At 71.0% G+C, this 24,124-nt stretch carries 17 protein-coding genes and 1 pseudogene; 13 read left to right on the top strand and 5 right to left on the bottom strand.

The window, feature by feature from the left end:
• Positions 1 to 181 precede the first annotated feature (181 nt).
• The 4 genes from ABZX96_RS30210 to ABZX96_RS30195 form a co-directional block, all read right to left on the bottom strand.
• A complete protein-coding gene (locus ABZX96_RS30210) occupies positions 182 to 1,285 on the bottom strand; it encodes a YncE family protein (protein ID WP_355550513.1) in 1,104 nt (367 codons plus the stop codon).
• A 364-nt stretch (positions 1,286 to 1,649) separates the two neighbouring features.
• Positions 1,650 to 5,582, bottom strand: coding sequence for an amino acid adenylation domain-containing protein (locus ABZX96_RS30205; protein WP_355550511.1), 3,933 nt, complete (start codon positions 5,580 to 5,582; stop codon positions 1,650 to 1,652).
• The gene (locus ABZX96_RS30200) at positions 5,579 to 5,809 is read right to left on the bottom strand and encodes a phosphopantetheine-binding protein (RefSeq protein WP_355550509.1); all 231 of its coding nucleotides are present in this window, start codon (positions 5,807 to 5,809) and stop codon (positions 5,579 to 5,581) included. Before ABZX96_RS30200 ends, ABZX96_RS30205 begins: the two co-directional genes overlap by 4 nt.
• A gap of 163 nt (positions 5,810 to 5,972) precedes the next feature.
• Positions 5,973 to 6,953, bottom strand: coding sequence for an iron-siderophore ABC transporter substrate-binding protein (locus tag ABZX96_RS30195; protein WP_355550508.1), 981 nt, complete (start codon positions 6,951 to 6,953; stop codon positions 5,973 to 5,975).
• Positions 6,954 to 7,096: 143 nt separating this feature from the next.
• Here ABZX96_RS30195 and ABZX96_RS30190 point away from each other — a divergent pair, with 143 nt between their 5' ends.
• The 9 genes from ABZX96_RS30190 (at position 7,097) to ABZX96_RS30150 (ending at position 18,541) form a co-directional block, all read left to right on the top strand.
• Entirely contained in the window at positions 7,097 to 8,185 is a 1,089-nt protein-coding gene (locus tag ABZX96_RS30190) for an iron ABC transporter permease (RefSeq protein WP_355550506.1), read from the top strand.
• A gap of 395 nt (positions 8,186 to 8,580) precedes the next feature.
• Positions 8,581 to 9,621, top strand: a complete 1,041-nt coding sequence (locus ABZX96_RS30185; RefSeq protein WP_355550533.1) for an iron ABC transporter permease — start codon at positions 8,581 to 8,583, stop codon at positions 9,619 to 9,621.
• Between the two features lie 343 nt (positions 9,622 to 9,964).
• Positions 9,965 to 10,699: a response regulator transcription factor gene (locus ABZX96_RS30180; RefSeq protein WP_355550504.1), complete on the top strand. Its 735-nt coding sequence runs from the start codon at positions 9,965 to 9,967 to the stop codon at positions 10,697 to 10,699.
• Between the two features lie 155 nt (positions 10,700 to 10,854).
• Positions 10,855 to 12,009: a UDP-N-acetylglucosamine 2-epimerase (non-hydrolyzing) gene (gene wecB / locus ABZX96_RS30175; RefSeq protein ID WP_355550502.1), complete on the top strand. Its 1,155-nt coding sequence runs from the start codon at positions 10,855 to 10,857 to the stop codon at positions 12,007 to 12,009.
• A gap of 119 nt (positions 12,010 to 12,128) precedes the next feature.
• Positions 12,129 to 13,505 carry a glycosyltransferase gene (locus tag ABZX96_RS30170; RefSeq protein WP_355550500.1) on the top strand — a complete coding sequence of 459 codons (1,377 nt, stop codon included), beginning with the start codon at positions 12,129 to 12,131 and terminating at the stop codon, positions 13,503 to 13,505.
• A gap of 502 nt (positions 13,506 to 14,007) precedes the next feature.
• Positions 14,008 to 14,430: a hypothetical protein gene (locus tag ABZX96_RS30165; RefSeq protein ID WP_355550498.1), complete on the top strand. Its 423-nt coding sequence runs from the start codon at positions 14,008 to 14,010 to the stop codon at positions 14,428 to 14,430.
• Between the two features lie 51 nt (positions 14,431 to 14,481).
• Positions 14,482 to 17,439 (top strand): hypothetical protein, encoded by a 2,958-nt coding sequence (locus ABZX96_RS30160; protein ID WP_355550497.1) that lies wholly within the window; start codon positions 14,482 to 14,484, stop codon positions 17,437 to 17,439.
• Positions 17,420 to 18,181 carry a hypothetical protein gene (locus tag ABZX96_RS30155; protein ID WP_355550495.1) on the top strand — a complete coding sequence of 254 codons (762 nt, stop codon included), beginning with the start codon at positions 17,420 to 17,422 and terminating at the stop codon, positions 18,179 to 18,181. The genes ABZX96_RS30160 and ABZX96_RS30155 overlap by 20 nt, the downstream gene beginning before the upstream one ends.
• A 198-nt stretch (positions 18,182 to 18,379) precedes the next feature.
• The gene (locus ABZX96_RS30150; protein WP_355550493.1) at positions 18,380 to 18,541 is read left to right on the top strand and encodes a hypothetical protein; all 162 of its coding nucleotides are present in this window, start codon (positions 18,380 to 18,382) and stop codon (positions 18,539 to 18,541) included.
• A 21-nt stretch (positions 18,542 to 18,562) separates the two neighbouring features.
• Here ABZX96_RS30150 and ABZX96_RS30145 read toward each other — a convergent pair.
• Positions 18,563 to 19,947, bottom strand: a pseudogene (locus ABZX96_RS30145) (pyridoxal-dependent decarboxylase).
• Positions 19,948 to 20,648: 701 nt separating this feature from the next.
• Between ABZX96_RS30145 and ABZX96_RS30140 the strand changes: the two are divergent.
• The 4 genes from ABZX96_RS30140 (at position 20,649) to ABZX96_RS30125 (ending at position 24,058) form a co-directional block, all read left to right on the top strand.
• On the top strand, positions 20,649 to 20,927 hold the full coding sequence (locus ABZX96_RS30140) for a hypothetical protein (RefSeq protein ID WP_355550491.1): 279 nt from the start codon (positions 20,649 to 20,651) through the stop codon (positions 20,925 to 20,927).
• 38 nt (positions 20,928 to 20,965) lie between these two features.
• Positions 20,966 to 21,310 carry a hypothetical protein gene (locus ABZX96_RS30135; RefSeq protein ID WP_355550489.1) on the top strand — a complete coding sequence of 115 codons (345 nt, stop codon included), beginning with the start codon at positions 20,966 to 20,968 and terminating at the stop codon, positions 21,308 to 21,310.
• 142 nt (positions 21,311 to 21,452) lie between these two features.
• Entirely contained in the window at positions 21,453 to 22,208 is a 756-nt protein-coding gene (locus ABZX96_RS30130; RefSeq protein WP_355550487.1) for a TetR/AcrR family transcriptional regulator, read from the top strand.
• Positions 22,209 to 22,504: 296 nt separating this feature from the next.
• Positions 22,505 to 24,058, top strand: coding sequence for an MDR family MFS transporter (locus tag ABZX96_RS30125; protein ID WP_355550531.1), 1,554 nt, complete (start codon positions 22,505 to 22,507; stop codon positions 24,056 to 24,058).
• Positions 24,059 to 24,124 lie beyond the last annotated feature (66 nt).

Raw genomic sequence — 24,124 nt, 5'->3', positions numbered from 1 at the left:
TGGCCCCGTGCCGGTCCGGGTGCCGGACGGCCGGGACGTCCGCGGCGCCGTCCGGAGGTTCCGGACGGCAGGGCGGGCAGACTTCACGGACGCCGGCCATCAGGGGCTCCCGCCCCGGCACGGTCTTTCCCGGAACGGTCCGGGTGCCGCCCCCGCAGGACGGCGCCCGGACCGCCGGAGCTCAGTGGGAGCGGGTCAGGCTGATGCGGTGCACCGAGTCGATCCGGTCGGCGCCGGCCGCGGACTTGTCCACGACGTAGGCGGTGCCGCGGTGGACCGTGACGTGGTTCGGGTTGGGGCCGGTGGCCAGGTCGGCGAGGACGGTGCCCTTCTTCGGGTCCACGACGGTGGTGGTGCCGGTGCCCCGGTTGGCGACGAAGACCCGGCCGGAGCGGTGGTCGGCGTCCACGGAGAGGGCACCGGCGCCGGTGGGAACGGTCTTGGTGACCGCGCCCTTGCGCAGGTCCACGATGGACAGCATGCCGTCCTTCTGGTCGGCGGTGTAGGCCGTGCGGCCGTTGGCGGACAGCGCGATGCCGATGGGCCCGGCGCCGGTGGGAATGAAGCGCGGCTCGGACTTGTACGGGCTGACCGCGATGATGCGGTTGTTGTTCAGGTCGGTGGCGTAGGCGGTGCCCGATCGCTTGTCGACCGCGACCCCGGCGGTGCCCGCGCCTTCGACCTTCACCCGCTTCTTCTCCTTGAAGGTGCGGGTGTCGAACGCGACCAGGGAGCCGTCACCGAAGCCGCTGGCCCAGGCCAGGTTGTGGCGCTCGTCCACGGTGATCTCGCGGGCGTGGGCGACGTTCGGCAGGCTGGCGAGGTGCTTGCCGGTGCGCTGGCTGTAGACGGACACCGAGTTGTTACGGGTGTTGGTGGTCCACACGGTGTCGTGCTCGTCGTCCACGGCCACGCCGTAGACGGCCTCGACCGCGCCGGTCGCCGGGTCGGTGACCGGCGGGGTGTAGGCGGCCTTGACCTTCAGCGTCTTCGGGTCGACCTTCAGGAGCTGCGACTGCTTGACCGGCGGCCGGCCGACGGCGGTGGTCGCCCACAGGACGTGGTGCCGCTCGGAGTAGGCCGACTGGTAGAGCCCGGTGGCCAGTTGGGCGCTGTCCACGCGGTACGTCGCCTGGTGCGCGTGCCGGGCGTGCGCGGGCCGGTCGTGCGCGACGGCGGTGCCGCTCACCGCGAGGACGCTGCCCGCCGCGACGGCGAGGGCGGTGGCGCGGCAGACGAGGCGATGGGTCGCGGCGCGGGACTTGAGCGGCTGGGTGGGGCTCATGGTGGGGACACTCCTCCTGAAGAGGCAGGCACGAGAGGGAAGTCGGGGGTAATCCGCCCGACACGATCAAAGGTTAGCTTAGCCTTACCTAAGTTGCACTTCGAGGGGGGTCGTCGGCCACTCAAAAGGCGTCGGAACGCGCGACACCCCGCCGTTCCCGGCCCGCGAGCGGTGCGGACCCGGGAACGACGGGGTGCGGACAAGGAAGCGCGAAGAAGCGGGTGCCGGAGGCGGGGCCGCCGGGGAACAGCGACCCCGACTCCCCCGCCACGATCAGGACTCCGGCTCAGGAACCCGGCTCAGGAATCCGGTTCAGTAACCCATCTCATGGGCCCGGTCCAGGAACCCACCTCATGGGTCCGGCTCAGGAATCCAGCTCCCCCAACCGTTCCGCGACCACCGCCGCGATCCCGTCCATCCACCGCGGCTGCGTCATCTGCGGATGCAGGCAGTCCACGTCGTGGTTGACCACCTCGCCCTTCACGTACGGCATCCAGGCGTCCCGCGTCAGCCAGTCCTCCGGGCGCGGGGCCGCGGCGGTGAAGAACAGCACGTCGCCCTCGAACACCCGGTGCTCGTGCTCGCGCATCAGCCGGGCGTTGTTGACGACGATGTCGACGACGGCGGAGAGCGTCCGGTCGGACAGACCCGCCAGCGCGCTGCCCTCGCGGCGCAGCGTCTCCAGCACGTCCGCGCGCGTCAGCTCGTCCGTGCGCTCGAAGCCCGCCATCCGCAGCAGGGCGGTCAGCGCGTCGGTCTCCTTGGGGACGGCCTGGTCGCGCCACTGGTCGGAGGGGTAGGCGTCCAGGAGGGCGAGGAACTCGACCTCCTCCCCCGCCTCTTGGAGCAGAACCGCGACCGTGTGGGCGAGGACGCCGCCCACGGACCAGCCGAGCAGCCGGTAGGGGCCGTGCGGCCGGACGGTGCGCAGCTGTGCCACGTAGTCGGCGGCCATCTCCTCCATCGTGGCCGGGAGGGGTTCGTCGCGGGCCATGCCGCGGGCCTGGAGGCCGTAGACCGGTTGGGCGGGGTCGAGCCGGGAGAGCAGGCCCGAGTAGCACCAGCTGATGCCGCCCGCCGGGTGCAGGACGAACAGCGGGGTGCGCTCCCCCACCGGGCGCAGCGGCAGCAGCACGTCCAGCGCGTCGCCGCCGCCCCCGTCGCCGTCCAGGCGGGCGGCGAGCGCAGCCGGGGTGCGGTCCTGGAAGAGCGCGCCGATGGCCAGGTGGGCGCCGAGCGTGTCGCGGATACGGGCCATCAGGCGGGCCGCCAGCAGGGACGTGCCGCCCAGGTCGAAGAACGCGTCGTCCACGCCGACCCGGGGCACGCCCAACACCTCGGCGAACAGCCGGGCGAGGGTTTCCTCCCGGTGGGTGCGCGGGGCGCGGCCGGGGCCCGCCTCGAAGGAGGGGACCGGGAGCTGTTTGCGGTCCAGCTTGCCGTTGGGGCTGAGCGGGAACGCGTCCAGGACGATGACGCTGTTGGGCACCATGTGCTCGGGCAGCGTGCGGGCGAGCGCGTCGCGCAGTTCCTCGGGGTCCGGGGCGAGATCGCCGTCCGGCGTGACGTAGCCGATCAGCCGCTGGTCGCCGGGCCGGTCCTCGCGCACCAGCGCGCAGGCCGCGCCGACGGCGGGGCGGGCGGCCAGCGCCTCCTCGATCTCGCCGAGTTCGACGCGCTGGCCGCGCAGTTTGACCTGGTGGTCGGTGCGGCCGAGGTAGAGGAGTTCGCCGCGGGCGGTCCAGCGGGCCAGGTCGCCGGTGCGGTACATGCGGCTTCCGGCGGGCCCGTAGGGGTCGGCGACGAAGCGGGTCGCCGTCAGGTCGGGCCGTCCCAGGTAGCCGTCGGCGAGCTGGACGCCGGCGAGGTAGAGCTCGCCGGGGACGCCGGGCGGGCAGGGTTGCAGGGCCGCGTCCAGGACGTACAGGCGGGTGTTCCACACGGGCGCCCCGATGGGCACCGGCCCGTCGCCGTCGGGCGCGCAGGCGTGGTGGGTGACGTCGACGGCCGCCTCCGTGGGGCCGTACAGGTTGTGCAGCTCCACGCCGGGCAGCGCCCGCGCGAACTCCCGGGCCGTCTCGCGCGGCAGCGCCTCGCCGCTGCAGAACACCCGGCGCAGCCCCGTGCAGGTCGCCGCGTCCGGCCCGGCCAGGAAGACCTGGAGCATGGACGGCACGAAGTGGCAGGTGGTGACGGCCTGTTCGCGGATGACGCGGGCCAGGTAGGCGGGGTCCTTGTGGCCGCCGGCCTCGGCGACGACGAGTGTGGCGCCCTGGCGCAGCGGCCAGAAGAACTCCCACACGGACACGTCGAAGCCGGACGGCGTCTTCTGGAGCACCCGGTCGCCCGGCTCCAGCCCGTACTGCCCCTGCATCCAGCGCAGCCGGTTGTCGATGGCGCGGTGGCTGACCACGACGCCCTTGGGGCGGCCGGTGGAGCCGGAGGTGTAGATGACGTACGCGGGGTGGTCCGGGGTGAGCGGACGGGGCGGGACGGTGCCGGGGTAGGCGTCCAGCGCGAGGCCGTCCAGCACGACGGCGGGCACCCGCGCGTCGTCGGGGACGCGGTCGTCCCGGTCGGTGATCACGCACACCGGCCGGGCGTCGTCGAGCATGTACGCGAGCCGGTCGGCGGGGTAGTCGGGGTCCAGCGGCAGGTAGGCGCCGCCCGCCTTGAGGACGGCCAGCAGCGCGAGGACCAGGTCCGCCGAGCGCGGCACGGCGACGGCGGCCAGCGTGCCGGGGCGCACTCCGAGGGTCGCCAGGTGGCGGGCCAGGCGGTTGGCGCGGGCGTCGAGTTCGGCGTAGGTCCAGGAGGTGTCGCCGAAGACCAGCGCGGTGGCGCCGGGGGTCCGGACGGCCTGCGCCTCGATGGGCCCGATGAGGGTGGTGGGCGGCAGGGCCTTGGCCGTGGCGTTGAACGTCTCCAGGACGAGGGTCCGTTCGGCCGCCGTGGCGATGCCGTGCGCGGCCAGGGGGGCGTGCGGGTCGGCCTGCGCCAGCCGGGACAGCAGGTCCATGAAGCGCTGCTGGTGGCGGGCCACGTCCGCGTCCTCGTACAGCGCGGGGTTGGCGTCGTAGTCGACGCGCAGGCCGCGGCCGTCGGCGCGGTCGTAGACGTTGACCGTCAGTTCCTCGACGGGGCCAGTGGTCAGGTTGTGCGCGGTCGTCGGCGCGCCCGCGAAGTCCAGCCCGTAGTCGAACGGCATGACGTTGACGAGCGGCCCGACCAGCGCCCGGTCGGCGCCGAGCAGCCCGAGGTCGCGGCGGATGTCCTCGTACCGGTAGCGCTGGTGGCGGCGGGCGGCGCGGATGCCGAGGACGACCTGGCGGGTCAGTTCGGCGAAGGTGGCGCGCGGGCCGACGGTCAGCCGCAGCGGCAGGATGTTCATGACCATGCCGGGGACGCGCAGCGCCACCGAGCCCATGCGGCCCATCATCGGCAGCCCGAGGACGACCTCTTCGGCGCCGGTGGCCCGGGACAGGTACAGCGCCTGGGCGGCGATCAGCACGTCGGGCCAGGTGGCGCGGACGGAGGAGGCGAGTTCCTTGAGCCGTTCGGTGCCCTCGGGCCCCAGGTGGGCGGTGCGGCGCAGGTGGGTGCGGGAGGGCAGCGCGGTGCGCCCGGCCAGGTTGACGGCCTCGGGGCGGTCGGCGAACGCCTCGTTCCAGTGCGCGCGGTCGACCTCGTACGTCTCGCCGGCACGGTACTCCGCGTCCTCGGCGACGAGATCGGTCAGCCGCCCGAAGGGGCTGGGGCCGACGGGCTCACCGGCCGCCAGCGCCGAGTAGACCTCTGCGGTGCGGCGGGCCAGGAGGGAGTAGCCGAAGCCGTCCATGACGACGTGGTGGACGCGCTGGTACCACAGCCAGCGCGCGTCGCCGACGCGGAACAGCGCGTGCGCGAACAGCGGCCCGGCGGCCAGGTCGAACGGCTCGGCCAGGTCGGCGCGCATCCAGGCGCGCGCCGCGGCGTCCGGGTCGGCCTCGCGGCGCAGGTCCGCCAGGTGCAGCGGCAGCGGCGCCGGGCAGGTGGTCAGGGGGAGCTGGCGGGGGCCGCCGTCGGTCTCGACGATGCGGACGCGCAGCGCGTCGGCCTCGGCGACCACCTGGTGCAGCGCGTCGGCGAACACCGCCGGGTCCACCGGTCCGTGGATCTCCAGGTACTCCGCGGTGTTCTGCGCGGGGCTCGCCGGATCCAGGGCCTGCGCGTACCACAGGCCGCTCTGCGCGGCCGTCAGCGGCAGGCCCTCGGCCGTCAGGCGGCCGTCCGCGCCGGTGTCCAGGACCGCCGTCACGAGACCACACCCAGGACGCGGGCCCACGCCTCGATGGCGGGCTGCTCGGCGAGGTCCACGAAGCCGGCCTGGGTGCCGTGGTCGCGCCGCCATCGTTCCAGGAGCGCCATGATGCGGACCGAGTCCATGCCGTAGTCGACGAGGTTCTCGTCGAGGGGGATGTCGGCCGGGTCCTCGCCGAGCACGTCGGCGACGTCCGCGCGCAGGTGGTCGATGGTCAGTGCCATGGCTGGTGGTTCTCCTTGAGCGTGTGGCCGGCGGCGGTGGGGGCCGCGCCGGTCGGCCGGGAAGGGGCCGGGTGGCCGGCGCTCCGGCGGTCGGCCGGGGCGCCGGGTACGGGAGGGGCGCCGGCCGTCCGGGGCGTGTCCCCGTCCGGCCGCGGGCCGTCCGTCACTTGACCATGGCCTTCTGGATGTCGTCCAGCACGGACATGGCCGCCAGGCCGCCGCCGAGGCTGGTCCACTTGGAGCCGTCGATCTCGGTGACGTGCTTGTCCTTGACGGCGCCGAGCTGCTGGTAGGCGGGCTTGGACTTCAGCTCCGAGAACAGGTCGGCGTCCTTGCCCCGGGAGGCGAGGGTGCCGATGAACAGCCAGTCGGCGTCGATCTGCTTGATGTCCTCGTCGCTGAGGGGGGTGGAGTGGCCCTGGCCGCGGTCGTTCTGGATGCCGGGCCGCTTGAAGCCGAGGTCCTTGAGGAGGTCGCTGATGAAGACGCCCTGCTGCATGACGGCGGTGCCCTTGGCGGAGTAGCGGGCGACCGAGACGGTGGCGCCGGCCTTGTCGCCGAGCTTCTTCTTCAGGTCGGCGACCTTGGCGTCGTAGCCGTCGAGGAAGCTCTTGGCCTCGTTCTTCTTGCCGAGGACCTGGCCGGTGAGGTCGAGGGCCTTCTTCCAGTCCTTGTCCTTGCCGATGGTGACGACGGTCGGGGCGATGGCCCGGAGCTGGTCGAGCACCTTCTGGTCGGCGAGTTGGCCGGCGAGGATGACCTGCGGCTTGGCGCGCAGCACCTTCTCGATGTCGGGGCCGGTGACGGCGCCGACGACCGGGATGTCCTTGGCGCGGTCGGCGAGGTACTCGGGGGCGCCCTTCTGGCCGCGGCCGGCGGTGAGGCCGATCGGCTTGACGCCGAGGGCCAGGGAGGAGTCGAGGTCCATCTCGCTGAGCGCGACCACCTTGGAGGGCTTGGCGGGCACCTCGACCTTGGTGCCGGTGGCGTCGGTGACGGTGACCTTCGGAGCGTCGCCGCCGGTCTTCGCCTTGTCGGAGTCGCCCGACTTGTCCCCTCCGCAGGCGGTGAGGGCCAGCGCCAGAGCGGTGGTGACGGCGGCCGCCGCGGTCAGGCGGACGCGCGACTGGGAGTGCGTGGACATGTCTGTTTTCTCCGAGAGGTGAAGTTCGGCGCCGCGGGCGGCGTTTGACGGAACGGCCGTTTCGGGGCACGCCGAGGGAACACGGGTGTCCGGGCTCGGTACGCGGCAGAAGCCCCGATTACGGCTTAGGTTAGGCTAACCTCATGTTGGTTGCGCAAGAGACCGGGGCCCCCGTGGACGGTGCCGAGCCCCCTCCGTCAAAGGAGCCCGGCCCCCGCCGGCGCATCCTGACGGCCGCTGTCGCCCTCACCGTGCTGCTGGCCGGCCTGGTGCTGCTGTCCCTGCTCATCGGCACCGGGTCCAGCCCCATCGCGCGCGCGTGGGACTTCCTCCTGGGCGACCCCGCCGCCCGCGCCGACGCCCAACTCCGGCTGGCCGTCGTGGACGTGCGGCTGCCGCGGACCCTCGCCGCCGTCCTCGTCGGAGTCTCCCTCGGCGCCGCAGGGTGCCTCCTCCAGGCCGTCACGCGCAACCCCCTGGCCGAAACCGGACTCCTCGGCGTCAACTCCGGCGCGGCGCTCGGCGTCGTCATCGGACTCACCTACTTCGGCGTCGAATCCTCCTACGCGCTGCTGGGTTGGGCGCTCGTCGGCGGAATGGCCGCCAGCGCGATCGTCCTGCTGCTGGCCGCCTCCGGCCGCGCCGCCGCCTCCCCCCTGCGACTGGTACTCGCCGGGTCCGCGCTCGGCGCCACCTTCCACGGCATGACCTCCTACGTCCTGCTGAGCACCCAGTCCACGTTCGACACCTTCCGCTACTGGACCATCGGCTCCCTCGCCGGCATCAAGACCTCGGACACCTACCCGCTGATCCCGCTCATCGCCGTCGGCCTGCTCGTCGCCTTCGGCGCGGCCCGCCCGCTGGCCGCCCTCGCGCTCGGCGACGACAGCGCGCGTGCGCTGGGGCACCACCCCGGACGGGTCCGGCTCGTCGTCGCCGGCGCCGTGACCCTGCTGGCCGGCTCGGCGGTGGCGATCGCCGGACCCATCGCCTTCCTCGGCCTGATGGCCCCGCACGCCGCCCGCGCCCTGACCGGCCCGCGCATGGCCGCGCAGCTCGCCCTCTCCGCGCTCATCGCCGCGAACGTGATGATCGCGGCCGACATCTTCGCCCGCGTCGCGATCCGCCCCTGGGAGACCCCCGTGAGCGTGCTCCTCGCCTTCGTCGGCGGACCGTTGCTGATCTGGATCGCCCGCTCCCGGCGGATGTCCACGGCGGGGGGTGCGGCGTGACGGAGCGGACGACGGAATCGACGACGGAGCCGACGGCCGAATCGATGACGGACCCGGCGGTGGACCCGACGGCGGACGGCCGGATGGCGCCCGCGGCTCCGGACGCGTCCTCTCCCGCGGTGCCGGTCGTGACGGGGGTGCCCCGGGCGGCTGGGGATGTGGGGCTGGACGTGGATGCGGATGCGGTTCAGGGTGCTTTGGTGGACATGGACGTGCCTGCCCCTTCCGGTGACGCGGACGTGCGGTCCTCATCCGGTGACGCGGACGTGCGGGCCTCATCCTCTGGTGACGCGGCCCCGTCGGCGTCCAAGGAGACGCGCCTCCCGTCCCTCCTGGAAAAGACGGCATCCCCCGCCGACCCGTCCGCCACCACGGAACCCCCCACCGATCCGGACGTGACCCCGCCCGACAGCCTCGTCGTGCGGACCGGGGCCTTCTCCTGGCTGTTCCCGCGCCGGGGCTCGCTGGTCGCGGTCGCGCTGGGGATCGTCATCCTCTTCCTCGTCGCCCTGGCCACCTTCGCCAGTTCGACCGGCATGAGCTTCTCCGAGACGCTCTCCGGCCTGCTCGGCACGGGCGACTCGGCCACGGTCATGCTGGTGCAGGACTTCCGGCTGCCGCGGATCGCGGTCGGCGTCATGGTCGGCGCGGCGCTGGGCATCGCCGGCTGCCTCACCCAGACGCTCGCCGGCAACCGGCTCGCCACCCCGGACGTCATCGGCGTGAACGAGGGCGCCACGGCGGCCGTCGTCGCCTCCGTGGTCGGCTCGTCCACCGGCATGATCGGCGAGTGGTGGTTCGGGCCGATCGGCGCGGTGCTGGCCGCCGCGCTGGTGGTCCTGTGCGCGGGCGGCGCGGGCAGCCGGGGCTACCGCGTGCTCGTCGTCGGCATCGGCGTCTCGACCGTCATCGGCGCCGTCACCGACCTCGTGATGTCCCGTCAGAACGACAACACCGCCGGCGGCGTCTTCCTGTGGACGGTCGGCAGCCTCAGCGGACGCGACTGGTCGGTGGGCACGCCGCTGCTGCTGATCCTGCTCGTGCTGCTCCCGTTCGCGCTCGTCGCCGGCAGCCGTCTGCAACTGCTGCGGTTCGACGACGACACGGCCGCCGGGCTCGGCGTGCCCGTCCGCCGGGTCCGCGCGCTCGCCCTGGCGCTCGCGGTGGCGCTCTCCGGCGTGGCCGCGGGCATCGGCGGGCCGATCGCCTTCGTCGCGCTGGCCGCGCCCGTGATCGCCACGTACCTCGGCGGCCGGGCCCGGGTGCCGGTGCTGGCCTCGGGGCTGGTGGGCGGCGCGCTGATCGCCGGTGCCGACGCGCTGGGCCGGGTGATCGCGCCGGTCGAGATCCCCGTCGGGGTGGTCACCAGTGTCCTGGGCGGGCCCTTCCTGCTGTGGGTGCTGTTCCGCTCGGACCGGGGGACGGGGCGGCCGTGAGGGACGACGACGGGGTCGGGGCGGCCTCGTAGAGCGGGACGCGGGCCGGTGGTTCTTCCTCCGGCCCGTTGCCGTGTGTGGGGCCCCGTATAAGGGGTGGGAGTTCCGCGTTCGAGGGTCCATCCCCCGAAGCCGCCGCCGCGTGCCCCGCCCTTCGGCCGCGCACGGAGCGCGGGCTCTCGTCCCCGGTCCTACGGTGGGACGGGAACCACCGGCTCCCCATCTCGTCAGACGTACGAAGATCGCACCCCGGCATGAGAACGCACCACGCCCGCCCCCCGACCGCGCCCCCGGCCCCGGACCGCGACGGCCCCCGGAGACATCCGCTCCGGACCCTTCGGCCATGACCCGGCTGCTCCTCATCGAGGACGACGACGCCCTCGCGCGGGCGCTCCGCGCCCTGCTCACCCGGGCCGGGCACGACGTCGTACGGGCGGCGGACGGGCGCGAGGGCATGCGCCTGCTGTTCGCCGAGCGACCCGACCTGATGATCGTGGACACCTCGCTCCCCGCGCTCAGCGGCTGGGAGGTGCTGGAGCGCACCCGCGACCTGACGGATCTGCCCGTCCTGCTCCTCCCGCCGCCCGGCAAGGTCCGGGACCGGGTGCGCGGGCTGCGCGCGGGCGCCGACGACTGCCTGAGCAAACCGTTCGCCGACGACGAGCTGCTGGCCCGCGTCGAGGCGCTGCTGCGGCGCGCCGGTACCGCGCACTGGTCCGGTGAGCCCGCCGGCGAGGGGCTGCGCCTGGTGCCGGACCGGCGGTCGGTGGTCTGGCAGGGCGCCGAGGTGCGGCTGAGCCCCCTGGAGTACCGGCTGCTCCAGGTCCTGGTGCGCAACCGCGAGCGCGTGGTGACCACCGAGCAGTTGCTCACGCGGGTGTGGGACGACCCGCAAGGGGTCGGGCGGGACCGGGTGAAGTTCGCGGTCCTCCGGGTACGCCGCAAGCTCCGGCGCGCGGCGGGCCCCCAGCCGCCACCCCCGGTGGAGTCCGTCCGGGGCATGGGCTACCGCTACCGGCCGCCGGAGGGGACCGACAGCGGGAACGGGAGGGGCGAAGGTCCGGGACCAACGCCCTGACCTCGTCGTTACGGGCAAACAGCAACCAAGCGGCAACGAAAGGACAACGGTGGACACCACCCGGCACTCGCAAACTTGTGGCGGCCCGCTCTCACCTCGCGCACCGACGCGCCCACCGGGTTGCCCCTATCCCCGATCGCCGCCGAGGACCTGCCTTGCCCGAGCTCGCCCCCCGCTCCGTCGCCGTCGTCCTGGGTACCCGCCCGGAACTGGTGAAACTCACCGACCTGATCCGCCTCCTCGGCCCGGCCGCGCACGTCGTGCACACCGGGCAGCACTACGACGAGGAACTGTCCGGCCGCTTCCTGGAGGAGCTGGGAATCCCCGAGCCGACCTACCTGACGGGCGTCGGCGGGCAGCCGCGCGCCGTGCAGATCGGCGCGGCCCTCGCGCAGCTCGACGCGCTGTTCACCGCCCGGCCGCCGCGGGCCGTGGTGGTGCAGGGCGACACCAACGCCGCGCTGGCCGGGGCGCTGGCCGCCAACGCCCGCTCGCTTCCGCTGCTGCACGTCGAAGCGGGGCTGCGCAGCCGCGACCGGAACATGCCCGAGGAGCACAACCGCGTCCTGATCGACCAGCTCGCGGACGTCCTGTGTGCCGCCACTCCCGACAACCGCGCCAACCTGCTGGCCGAGGGGGTGCCCGCCGAGCGGATCGCGCTGACCGGCAACACGGTCGTGGAGGTGGTGCGCCGCCACCTGCCGGACGCCGGCCGCCGTGCCGCGCTGCTGGACGCGTACGGCGTACGGGCCGACGGGTACCTGCTGGCCACCGTCCACCGTCCCGAGAACACCGACGACCCGGCGGCGCTGCGCGCGGTGCTCACCGAACTGGACGCGCTGGCCGCCGACGGCACGCCGGTCCTCCTCCCGCTGCACCCGCGCACCCGCGCCCGGATCGAGGCGGCCGGGCTGCTGCCCCTGCTGGACCGGCTGCGGGTGACCCGGCCGCTGGGGTACGGCACGTTCCTGGCGCTGGCCCGGCACGCCGCGCTGATCGTCTCCGACTCCGGCGGCGTGCAGGAGGAGGTCACCGTGCTCGGCCGTCCGCTGGTGGTGGTGCGCGCCTCCACCGAGCGGCCCGAGGCCATGTCCGACTTCGCCGATCTCGTCTCCCCCGGCCCGGAGCTCGGCCGGGCCGCCCGCGCCCGGCTGACCCGGGGCGCGGACGAGCGGGAGCGGCTGGCGGCGCTGCCGAGCCCGTTCGGCGACGGCTCGGCCTCGCGGCGGATCGCCGGGCTGCTGGGCGAGCTGGCGGGGACGCGCGCGATCGAGGAAGGCCGCGCGCCGGAGCTGGCCACCGCCGCGTAGGGCGCCGCCGCCGGTGCGGACGACCGGCCGGTGGTGGACCCAACGTCCGCACCGGCCACCCATCCCGGCCGCGCCCCGCCCATCCTCTTCGCCTTCCCTCCTGCCAAGGACCTTCCTCCATGCCTGTCACCCCCGGCAGCCTCGCGCTGTTCGCCTTCTCCTGCGCGCTCCTGCTCTGCTTCCTCCTGTACTGGGCCGGCGCCCGGCACGCCTACCTGTCCCGGCCCGCCGCCGAGCCCGGCGACCCGGCCGGCTTCGACTGGCATTTCTTCGTGCCCTGCCGGGACGAGGAGGCCGTGATCGGGACGACCGTGTCGCGGCTGCGGGGCGACTTCCCGGCCTGTCACGTCTGGGTGATCGACGACGACAGCGACGACGCCACCGGCGCGATCGTCACCGCGCACGCCGCCACCGATCCCTACGTGCACCTGGTTCGGCGCCGCCGCCCGCACGCCCGTGCCGGCAAGGGCGCCGCGCTCAACAGCGCGTACGACGCCCTGGACGCGTTCCTGCCCGAGGACGCGGACCGCTCCCGCGTCGTCGTCTGCGTCATCGACGCCGACGGGCGGCTGGACCCGGGCGCGCTTCCCGTGGTCAGCGGCCCGGCCGCGTTCGGCGACCCGGACATCGGCGGGGTGCAGGTGACCGTGCGCATGCGCAACGTCGACGACCCGCGCCCGCTGCCCGATCACGGCCGGCTGCGCAACGCGCTGGCCCGGCTGCTGGTGCGGGTGCAGGACATGGAGTTCACCGTGTCCAACGCCGGGATGCAGCTCCTGCGCAACCGCACCGGCTCGGTGGGGCTCGGCGGCAACGGCCAGTTCACCCGCCTGACCGCCCTGGACCGCATCGCGGCGGCCGAGCGGCGCCCCTGGCAGCGCGGCGCGCTCCTGGAGGACTACGAGCTGGGGCTGCACATGATCCTGGGCGGCTACCGCGTCAGCCACGTCGCCGACACCTGGGTCTCGCAGGAGGGCCTGCCGCACCTGCGCCGCCTGCTGACCCAGCGCACCCGATGGGCACAGGGCAACCTCCAGTGCGTGCGCTACGCCTCCCGCGTCATCGCCTCCCGCCACTACTCGGCGCGCGGCGTCCTGGAGACCCTCTACACCTTCGTCCAGCCGGTCGCCCACCTGGTGTCGCTGGTCGTCAGCGCCACGCTGCTGTCGCTGCTCGGCCTGGCCCTGGCCGACGACGGGAGCGGCACGGTGCTGGGCCGCATGGTCGCCGTGTGGCCGCTGTCGCTGATCCTCGCGCTCGCCTCGATCGGCCCGTTCGTCCTGTGGGGCCCGGTATACCGGCGCGAGCGGGCCGCCGGCCGGTCCCGGCTGACGGGCCTGCTGTGGGGGCTGGCCCTATGGCTGTACGCGTACCATCTCTTCCTGGTCTCCGCACGCGCGTTCGTACGGATCCTCCGGGGCCGCACCGGCTGGGCCAAGACCCGCCGCAACGCCGAGCCGATCACGGCCGGCGGCTCCGTCGCCATCGAGGAATGATCACTGCTCCGGGTACGGCGGAGCATCTGGTCCCTGCTTTGCGTATCGAGAGACATGGAGGGCGTACGGCATTTCATCTGGGTGTTGGCGTAGCCGAACTGTCTGCCAGGCGATCTCGTAGGAGTACGTTCCACCGTGCCCTCTTACCAGGCGTCGGGCTCGCCAGCTGCTGAGAGGCGCCAGCAGCCAGCGGGCAGTTGATGTCTTCACTGTTGAGCTCTCGCATGCAGTCGGCGCTCAGGGGACTGCGCACCACCTTGCCTTGGACTGGCGTAGCGTTCTCAGCCAACTTCAGGGGTATTTGAGGACACGAACCTGTCCTCCTGATATTCATGGGGGCACTCCGGCGTGGAGAACGCCGCACTTCACAGGGGTGGACAAAGTGAGCGAATTGGACTTTCCGGTCTTGGCGGCGTCTGCCGCCACTCAGGCCTTCGGATTCCTCTACGGTCAGCTGGGGGCTCTCTTGCAGCGTCGGCGAGACCGGCGAGCTGGAGTAGCCGTGCCAGCGGAGGAAGCTCCGGTAGCGGGAACAGAGATCGCGGCTTCGTCGGTTGACCGGTTCCGACCCGATGACACGATCCTTGAACGGCGGGGCCCGGAGCTCGAACTCTTGGCGGAAGCCTTGGAAGAGTACGTAGGGGCGACTGAACTTGACGGCCAGGATGTACGGCTTCGACGCAATCTAGGGCGCGTGCGTCGCGCCCTAGAAGAGATCTATGGCCTCGAGTTCACATTTTCTGACGATGACTCATCCGAGTCTGGAATCAGGGTCTGCCAGAAAGTCGCCAACGCTCACGACGAGGTGACCGGAATCGACGTGGAATCTGCTGGGGCATCGGCTCGGGCCGAAGTTAACCAAGACATTGATACGGCGCACAAGGGATCGAAGATTGTCGGGGCCCGCATCAAACATCTCGGATAGCAGAGTGCCCTACAGAACTATGGATAGTCGCTTGAAATTCGGGGGAATTGGATGAACGCGGAAAACGAAGAGCGCGACGGCGGCATCCCCGTAGTTGGCAGGTCAGCCGGACGCTGGAGGCCTAGCTTCTTCAGTCGAGACACCTCGGACCGTACAGCCAATCAAGACGTTACGGAAGAGCAGGACTCGCAAGAAAATGACGCTGGTGGTGGATATTCACTCACGGTAGACGAAAGGCAGGGTATCAAGGATCCTTATGCCATGCCACCGAATACCCCTGTGGCAGGGGCATCATCTTTTCCCGACCAGGCCTATAGCGATCAGGCGCCAGACCGAGAAGCCTATCCCATTGGGCAAAGTTCGGAAAACAATGAGGTGGGTGCATACCTAAGCCACGAAGGGGCTTCGGAGGTTAAGAACCCGAACGAAAGTATAAATCCAAGTCTTTTTGGTCGGTCCGGTGGAGAGTGGCTTGGCAAGAGCGCGGACGGGACTGATCGACCTTCTCCCGAGATTAGCCCAGCCGCCGTAACGGGAGTCGATACTGGAGAAGAAGCCCAACCCGATGATGCTAGGATTTCGGAAGAGTCGGGGAGTTCAACCACTGCAGCTTCAGGAGTTGGCGCTAGCAAGTCTGCCGCCAATACGGCGGCAGACTACTCCGACTGGACAGCGGAGACGGCTGGTCCGGCTGAGTCGGCAGATAATGCCGAACGTGCTTCGGAAAGCAGTGTGTGGCTTTCGACGTCGGAACCCGGCGATCCATCGGTTCCCGCCGGTGGTAGCAATTTGCCGGCGGGCGAGAACTCCCTACACGAGTCGCTGCCAGGTGTTCCAACTGAACTGCTGACAGAGATCCCTCGCCTGGCAGAACTCGCTGCCCTGGTACGGCAGGCTGTTGGCTTCAACTTCGGCCGCGTCACTGGCGTGGAGCTCACCGCGGTAATCGATCAGATGGCTGATCACCAGCAACTGGATGATGATCACCTGGATCTAATTCGGGCAGTGTTTGTCCGACCTCGAGGATACGAAAAGATCCGTACGGACCTGGCGGCTCCTGGTTCCATTTCGGTCATCTCGGGCGACATGGGATCGGGGCGAAAGACGGCTGCGGTCCACTTGCTCGCCGAGCTCCGCCGAGCCGGAATGTCTGTTCGTACCCTCAGCTACGGAATAGACAGTAACTTTCAAGCGCGCCGAATGCCACGTATAGAAAACTGCGCATTCCTACTCGAACTGCCCCCGGACGAGGACGAGTTCTCGGTTTCGACTAAGTTTGGGCGAACGCTGGATGAGATCGCTGGAATTCTTCGAAGTACGTCGTCCCGACTCGTCGTCCTTACGGACAGGGATCAGTGGGAACGCGTGGGAAGCGGCTCAACCGTCATTGCCCGGGAACTGGAACGGCCGGATGCAGTCAATATCGCCAGGGCGTGGCTTCGCCTAGATCTCTCCGACGGCACTGCTCGCCGGTGGACTGACGATCATCGGATCCGGCCGTTCCTGGTCGGCCAAAGTCCGAGCGCGGCCATGGAAATGGTCGATCTCATTCTCCAGGCATGCAGCACATCATTCGATGATCTCTCCGAGGCCGATTCGGACACCGAATCGACTGACAGAGCTTTGGATGTGACGGTTGATGAGGAATTCAATAGAAGAGTCCTCAGCGTTGTATCAGCCCGCAAGAATTGGTTCTCGCAACTTCTCAAATGGCACAAGAATCCTCAGCGCACAGGATTTGAGCGCAACTTCCTTGTGGTTGCAGCCGCCTTGCGCGGGGCGCCGATCGGCCATATCTACAGTCAGACTGGTGCGCTGGCAGAAATGATCGGAGGGCAAAAGCCCGAGCTGCAGGGGCAGGACGATATCGGCGTGATCCAGCTCGTCGATTCTGTCGATGCCCGCTTGAGTGGTGATTATGTCGAATTCTCCAAGCCCGGGTGGGATGAGGCCGTCCTGGATTATTTCTGGCGAGATCGGCCGCTCGGGCGGGAAGGGTTCTTGAAATGGATGGCGAAGGCGCCTTTGCGGTCCACCACTCAAGGTGTCAAGGAATTCAACTCTGATGAGCGCGCTCTTCTGGCAGAGCGCATGGCGTTCTTCACCCTTCGGTGGGCTGCGCGTCATGGTACACCGGAGAATCTGTCAACGATCGTTACTGCCTGGCGCAAGGACAAGACACTGGAGCAGGCCGCTGTGCGCTTGGTCACAGCAGCCGCGCTCCATCCTGTGATCGGTCGTGACACCCACCAAGTTCTCTACGATTGGGCGCGGAAGCCCAACGAGGATGCTTCGTTGAAAGCAGCCGTGGCCGACGCATGTGCCGGAGAATTTGGAATTACCTATCCGGGCAAGGCTCTGGTGCGTTTGCGTCATGTAGCTACCTCGTCGGATCCGGACGTCATCCAGGCAGTGAACACGGCTGTCCAGAAGCTCTGGGAAGAAGACTCGGTACGCAGCACACTCTTCAGCGAAGTGATCAAATGGTGCGCTTCGACCGATGAAAGCCGCCAGGCAGCTGGCCGTCGAAGTTTCGTCGCGCTGGCCGAACTTGCAGTGGACGAGCAAGGGGCGCCGCTCCCCGCTCTTCTCGCTGCACATGATTCCATGGGTTGGATACCGGCAAGAGACGACCTCGCCACAGGCTGGCGGGCCGCCCTTGACCCGAGCGTCGATGAGGAACAATGCCGTGGCGCACTGGATCTCTGGTTGAACGCAGCACTGGAAGATACGGAGATCCGCGAGACCGCGGTGAGAGTACTACGCAAGGCAGTTCAAGACGAACCTGAAGATACGCGGCAGGCTCGCCCGAGGCACAGGCTGATTGACCGAATGAACATCTGGCAACCTCCGTTCCCCAAGACAGAAGAGCAGCGGCGGCGGGAAGATCTCCGACGCGAGATAGAAGATGCAGTGCACTCCGATAAGGCCCGCGCGCTTGACCTTCTCCCGCAGACGCAATGCCTGGACTCCCGCGAGGGAGTGGAAGTTGAGCGGGATGATCGGTAGGAGACAACGGCGGAGCGCCCAGGATGATGTCGTTGAAAAGCCTGCTCCCACCCCCAGGAAATGGGGGTGGGAGTTCCAGGATCTCTGGCCAAGCCGGGACAGCGAGCTACACTTTCGGGCGTCCGTTCGTATTGAGTGGGAGATTCTGGGAGATTTCGCCGGGGCTGACTCTCGAGTTGCCGCCTCGATGTGGACTCAAATGATCGCCGAGAAGATGGCCGGTGAGGCCACAGTTCTCCGGAGAGAAGCCACGGAGAATGCGATCAATCACGAATTGGCAATTCGACTGCCTCACGAAGACGGCCCGGTAAGGGTGCTGAGAGCTAGCGTCACCCTGGACGTCGAGGAAGGTGTCCTGGAACAGGCAGAAAGGCGCTTGGCCATGCGGCGCCAGTTGGAACTGGACAACCTGAACCGCCAGCAAAGCTCGGCCCAAGTCGCCTTCATGAGAGAGGAGATACTCCGTGATCCCGTGAATGCTCGCCTGCACTGGCTGCTCAGGAGTCCAACGTCGGAGATCGCGGATGAGGGGACCTGGCTCGACCTCGTTGGACAGGCCAGCATGTGGAGCAACGATAGCCGCTGGGTGCACGTCGCGCGCCTGACGGAGATGTTTCTTTCCGGGCTCAGCGTAGAGAATCGCCGTGATCTGCTCGGTGTCCTGAAGAAAGTGTTCGTCGGCTACGGAGGAGAGGATCTGGCCGCGGAGATCCCGGACGAGTGGGGGCATGACAACGAGTAGGCATCATGGCGCTTTCGGGGGCCCGCCGTTGCACGTGCGGTGCAAATGCGCCATCATGCGCAGCGTTGGCGACCTGCCGCGCGCCGGGGATGGGGACTCCGTAGGGCGCGCCATCCATTAGCCTTACGCTCATCTCTCGCACCGTGCGGAATGCCGAACCAGATGCAACTCCGCCCATTTTAAGAACGGGAAAACCGCATGTACGGAAAGCCGCTCACCGGTCCCACCCTCGGAGCGGGGGGCGGCGCGCTGGCCGCCACCGGCCTGGGCCTGTCCCCGGCATGGATCCTGCTCCTCGTCGGCGGCGCCTTCGCGCTGATACTCGCCGGTGTACTGCTGCGGGTGCGGGCTCGCGGCTGACAGGGGGTGGGCCGGGGTCCGTCAGACGTGCGGGCGCACGGTGGCCTCCAGGGCGCGGACGACCCACCGGGTGCCCGCCACCGTCGTCCGCCAGTTGCTGAACGCAGCGCGCAGCGCCAGCACCCCGGCGTACACCGTGGGCGTGAGGAGGGCCTCCCCTGCCAGCGTGTGGTCAAGGCGGCAAGCCTGTCGGACGTGGGGTCGTCGGCGAGGGGGAAGCACACGACGTTCAGCCGGACCGGGGCCAGCAGCCGGAGGCCGGGGAGGGCGGCGACAGCCTGGCCCATCAGGCGCGCGCAGGCGGCGTTCCGTTCGAACGATCTCCCGGTGGCCGTCGCGTCCGTAGGCGCGCAGGGTAAACCAGGCCGCGAGGGGGGCACAGCTGCCAGGAGTTCTCCGGGGTGAGGCGGACGAGGTCGGGGATGCCGCCGAGCGGGCCGAGGTAGTCGGCCGCGTTGCGGAACACCCGGGCCTGGAGGTCCCGTCGGCGGGTGCACTGGACCGTGCTGTCGTACGGCACATTGAGCCACTTGTGCAGGTCGACGCAGACTGAGACGGCCGCGTCCAGGCCCGCGACCAAGTGGGCGTGGTCCGGGGAGAGGGCGGCGAAGCCGCCGAACGCGGCATCGGAGTGCAGCCAGAAGCCGTACTGGTCGCGGAGCGCAGCCAGGGCTCGCAGGTCGTCGAAGTCGGCGGTGTTGACGGCGCCTGCGTTGGCCACGACGACGCAGGGCCGGTCCGTCTCCCGCGAGGCGCGTTCCCGCGCGTCCGGGTTCACCGCCTCCCGGCCCGGCAGGGTCGGCACCGTGACCAGGACGTCCCGGTCGAGTCCCAGCAGGACAGCGCCTTGGCCGCGCTGGAGTGCGGACTGCCCGACAGCACCCATACCGGTCCCAGCGCCCCGGCCCCCGCGTCGGCCGGAGAGACGCCGAGCCGCTACCCGAGCCGCTCCCGGGCGACGGCCATGCCTACGGTGTTGGATATGGTCGCCCCGCTGACGAAAGTCCCTTCATGGCGCGCGGTCAGGCCGAAGAGGTCGCGCAGCCAGCGCACCGTCTTGTGTTCGAGGTGCTGCCCGGCGGCGTCCAGCGACGAGAAGGAGTTCTGGTCGGCCACCGCCGTCAGCCAGTCCCCGCCCAGCGCGGCGGGCGTCGCGCCCCCGCTAACGAACCCGAGGTAACGCGGCCCCGCCCCACCCAACAGCCGGGGCTCCCACCGCTCGGCGAACTCCCGCAGCGCCGCGTCCAGCCCCGCCGCGCGCACGGGCAGCGGCGCAGCGTCCGGCGGCACCACCACGGGGCGGACCGGCCGGCCGCGAGGCCACCGAGCAACGCCGCGGCGCGCCGCCGGATGTCCTCCAGCAGCACGGGCAGGCGGTCGAGGTCGGCGGAAAAGTGGGGCTGCATGGGGTTCCGTTCGCATCCGTACGACAGGGACGGGGCGGCCCGTCGCATCAGCACCGGGACGGGGCGACGCTATCCACGGTGGCCACCCGGCGGCCTGGTCCAATCGTGGGAAAGTGGCCCCGTGCGGGTGGGCGGGGAGCAGTTGATCACAGCGCTGGGCGACTGGAGGGGCGGTGGCGCGCCGGGCGCTGGCCGGGACGGTGCGGAAAGTGGTGCTTGACGGCCGGGTGCGCAGCGGGAGTACGCTGCCGGCGAACCGCCGCCGTGCTGGGCGTCAGCCGGGGCACGGTGGCCGCCGCGCTGGCGGACCTGCGCGGCGGGGGGCTGGGTGCGCACCCGGCACGGTAGCGCGAGCACGCTGCGGCTTCCGGCCACCGCCGCCGAGCGGATTGCACCGCTCTCGGCCACGGGGAAAGGGCGGCTGCGGGACCCCGTCATCGACCTGCGCCGGGCGGTGGCCGCCGCCCCGCCGCGGCGTACCTGGCCGCCACCCGGCGGGCCGCGGAGCGCGCCGGTCCGCTGCTGGCCGAGGACGGCGAGCCGGGCCCGGGGCTGCTGGTCCTGCGGGCGCCGCTCGCCGCGCGTTACCCCCGGGAGGGCCTGCTCAGCCGGCCCGAGCAGGTACCGGTCGCCTCCAGCAGGCGGCGCTCGCCCTGCTGTGCGCGCATCTGCGCCCGCGCGTGGCGGCCGTCGAGTTGCCCATGCACTTCGACGCGCTCGACCTGCTGCGGGCGTCGGGGGTGCGCACGGCCGGCTGCCGGGTCACCACGAAGGACTGGGACCCGGACCAGCTCGCCGGAGCCTTCGCCGCCGCCCGGGACGGTTGGCCTACCTCGTACCGGAGCGCGCTGATGACCGGGGCGGACCGCCGGAGCGTCGCCGCCTTGGCCGCGCGGTACGAGGTCACGGTCGTGGTGGACGAGCCCATGCGGGAGCTGGACCTGCGCGACCGGCGCCCCGCGTCCGCCGGTCCGTCCTGATCGACTCCGCCGGCAAGGCGGTGTGGGGCGGGCTGCGGGTGGGCTGGATCCGCGAGCCGGTGTCGCTGATCGGCGCACTGGGCAGGCATCCGCTGTACGGCCCGCTGTCGGCGGCGCCGATGCAGCAGCTGGCCGCGGCCGAACTGCTGGGGGATCCGGACGAGGTGGTGCGGCGGCGCCGGGCCGAGCTGCGGCAGCGGCTGACCGGGGCCCGGGCCGGGGCGGTGGCGGAGCAGGCCCTGGCGGAGGGGGCCGCCCTCTCCCCCAGCGGACGGTTCGCCGCCGATGCCACGCTCAGCCGGCATCTGCGGGTTCCCTTCACTCCTCCTATGCCGGTGCTCGACCGGGTGGCGGCCGTGCTGGACCGGGCCTGTCGCCCTTGAGGCGGCTTGCTGTGGAGGCAGCTCCTCTTGAGGCAGTCCGCTCCTGAGGCGGCGGGAACGGCGATACGGGACGGCGTGGGCCCCGTCTCCCCCAATGGCTTAATTTTGCACCTCTCTGCACGTTTGCAGTACCGTGCAACACATGGTGAACGAGGGCCCCGGACTGCGCGAACGGAAGAAGCGGGCCACCCGGCTCGCCCTGTCCGAGGCAGCGATCCGGCTCGCCGCCCGCCTGGGGTTCGAGCACGTCACGGTCGAGGCGATCAGCGAGGAAGCCGGGGTCTCGGCGCGGACGTTCTTCAACTACTTCAAGACGCGCGAAGAGGCGTTCGTGATGGCCGACCCGGAAGCCGGGAAACGGATCCGGCGCGCCGTCCGGGAGGCCCCCGCCCACCTCTCCGCCCTGGAAGTCGTGCGGGAGACGATGGCCGCGGAGCTGACCCAGGTCGAGGAGAAGCCCGAGCTGTGGAACCTGATGGCCCTGGTGCTCTCCCGTTCGCCCGAGCTGACGGCGCGTTTCCTGACGACGCAGGCGGACGAGGAGGCGGCGCTCGCCCGCGCCCTCGCCGATCGGCTGCGGCGGCAGGAATCGGCCGCGCACGGTGACATCGACCTCTACACCGAACTGCTGGCCGCGGTCACCGGCACCGCCATCCGCGTGTCCGTGACGCACTGGTCCGCGCGGACCCCGAAGGTCGGGTTCCTGACGGTGTTCCGGCGGGTTTTCGACCAGCTGGCCGCGGGGCTCGGCGCCCCCGCCCCTGGTCCCGTCCCCGATCCGGCGGACCGTACGGGTGGCGCCGACACACCGGCCTCCTCCCCCGGTGCGGGCGAGCCATCCCGGGAACGTCCCGGCGAACCCGCCGCCGGGGCCGCGCCGAAGGCCGCCCGTCCCTGAGACCGGCCGTCACCTCACCCGAGACCGGCCGTCGTACCGCCTAGGACCGGCCGCCTCTTCCCGGACCGGCCGTCAAGCACGGCGGCCTGAAAGACCGCTCCCCACGGGCGCGCCGCCCGGACCGCACCGGTCCCGACGGCGGCGGCCCGTGGAAACCCGCCGCACGGCCGCCCTCCCGGCAGCCGTGCGCGGGCGTCCCCGCTTCGTTCCACCCGCTTGTCCGTCATTTCCGCCCTCCTCTCGTAAGGACGACCCGCGTGAGCGCAACCCAGGTGCCCGAAAGAGCGCCGACCTCGATGAACAACCGGCAGATACTCCAGGCCATGTCCGGTCTCATGGCGGGCATGTTCGTCGCCATCCTGGCCGGAACGGTGGTCTCCAACGCGCTGCCGCGCATCATCGCCGACCTGGGGGCGAGCCAGTCCTCGTACACCTGGGTCGTCACCGCCGAGCTGCTGGCCATGACGGCGACCGTGCCGCTGTGGGGCAAGCTCGCCGACCTGTTCAACCAGAAGCTGCTGCTCCAGTCCTCGCTGGGGCTGTTCGTGGTCGGCTCCCTGGTGGCCGGGTTCTCCCACAACGTCGCCGTCCTCATCGTCAGCCGCGTCATCCAGGGCATCGGCGCCGGCGGTCTGACCGCGCTGGCGCAGGTCGTGATGGCGGCGGTCATCCCGCCGCGCCGGCTGGGCAAGTTCGCGGGCATCTTCGGCGCGGTCTTCGCCGTGGGCACCGTCGCCGGCCCGCTGATCGGCGGCGTCCTGGTGGACACCTCCTGGCTGGGGTGGCGCTGGTGCTTCTTCATCGGCGTGCCGTTCGCGCTGCTGGCCATCGCGCTGCTGCAGCGCACGCTGCGGCTGCCCACCGTCCGCCGCGAGGTGAAGATCGACTGGCTGGGCGCGTTCCTCATCGTCGCCGGTGTCTGCGCCCTGCTGATCTGGACCTCCCTGGCCGGCAACCAGTTCGACTGGGCTTCCTGGCAGACCGCCGCGCTGGTGGCGGGCGGCGTCATCCTGCTCGGCCTGGCGGTGTTCGTGGAGACGCGGGCCGCCGAGCCCGTCATCCCGCTGTCGATCTTCCGCAACCGCACGGTGTCGCTGACGACCCTCGCGAGCTTCTTCGTGGGCCTGGCGATGTTCGCGGGCACCGTGTTCCTGTCGCAGTACTTCCAGATCTCGCTGGGCAAGACCCCCACCGTGGCCGGCCTGATGAGCCTGCCCATGATCGGCGGTCTCCTGGTGTCCTCGACGGTCGCCGGCCAGATCATCAGCGCCACCGGCAAGTGGAAGGTCTACCTCGTCTCCGGCGCCGCGATCATGACGGCGGGCCTGGCCCTGCTGTCCACCATCGACGCCGACACCGGCTTCGGCCTGCTCAGCGTCTACATGGCGGTCATGGGCATCGGCGTGGGCCTGCTGATGCAGAACCTCGTCCTGGCCGCCCAGAACGACGTGCCCGCCCACGAACTGGGCGCGGCCACCTCCACGCTGTCCTTCTTCCGCAGCCTCGGCGGCACCGTCGGCACCAGCGTCCTGGGCGCCATCCTGGCCAACCGGGTCGCCGACGAGATGACCAAGGGCCTGGCGAGCGCCGGGGTGCCCGTCTCGGGCGGCGGGGGCTCCGAGGGCGGTGTCCCGGACATGTCCAAGCTGACCGGCCCGATCCGCGACATCGTCGAGCACGCCTACGGCGTCGCCACCGGTGACCTCTTCCTGATCGCCGCGCCGTTCGCCGCCGTCGTCCTGTTCGTGGTGATCTTCATCAAGGAGAAGCCGCTCAAGACCACGAGCGGGCTGGAGCGCCGGGCCGAGGAGGAGTCGGAGGCCGCCGCTCAGGCGCCCGCGGGGCACTGAGCCCTCCTCAGTCCCTCATGACGGACGGCGCGGTCGCGGACCATCGGGGTTCGCGACCGCGCCGTT

This window comes from Streptomyces sp. NPDC003077, assembly GCF_040611095.1.
Lineage (GTDB): Bacteria > Actinomycetota > Actinomycetes > Streptomycetales > Streptomycetaceae > Streptomyces.
Note: the sequence above shows the minus strand (reverse complement) of the source record. Positions and strands in the feature narration are given on the sequence as shown.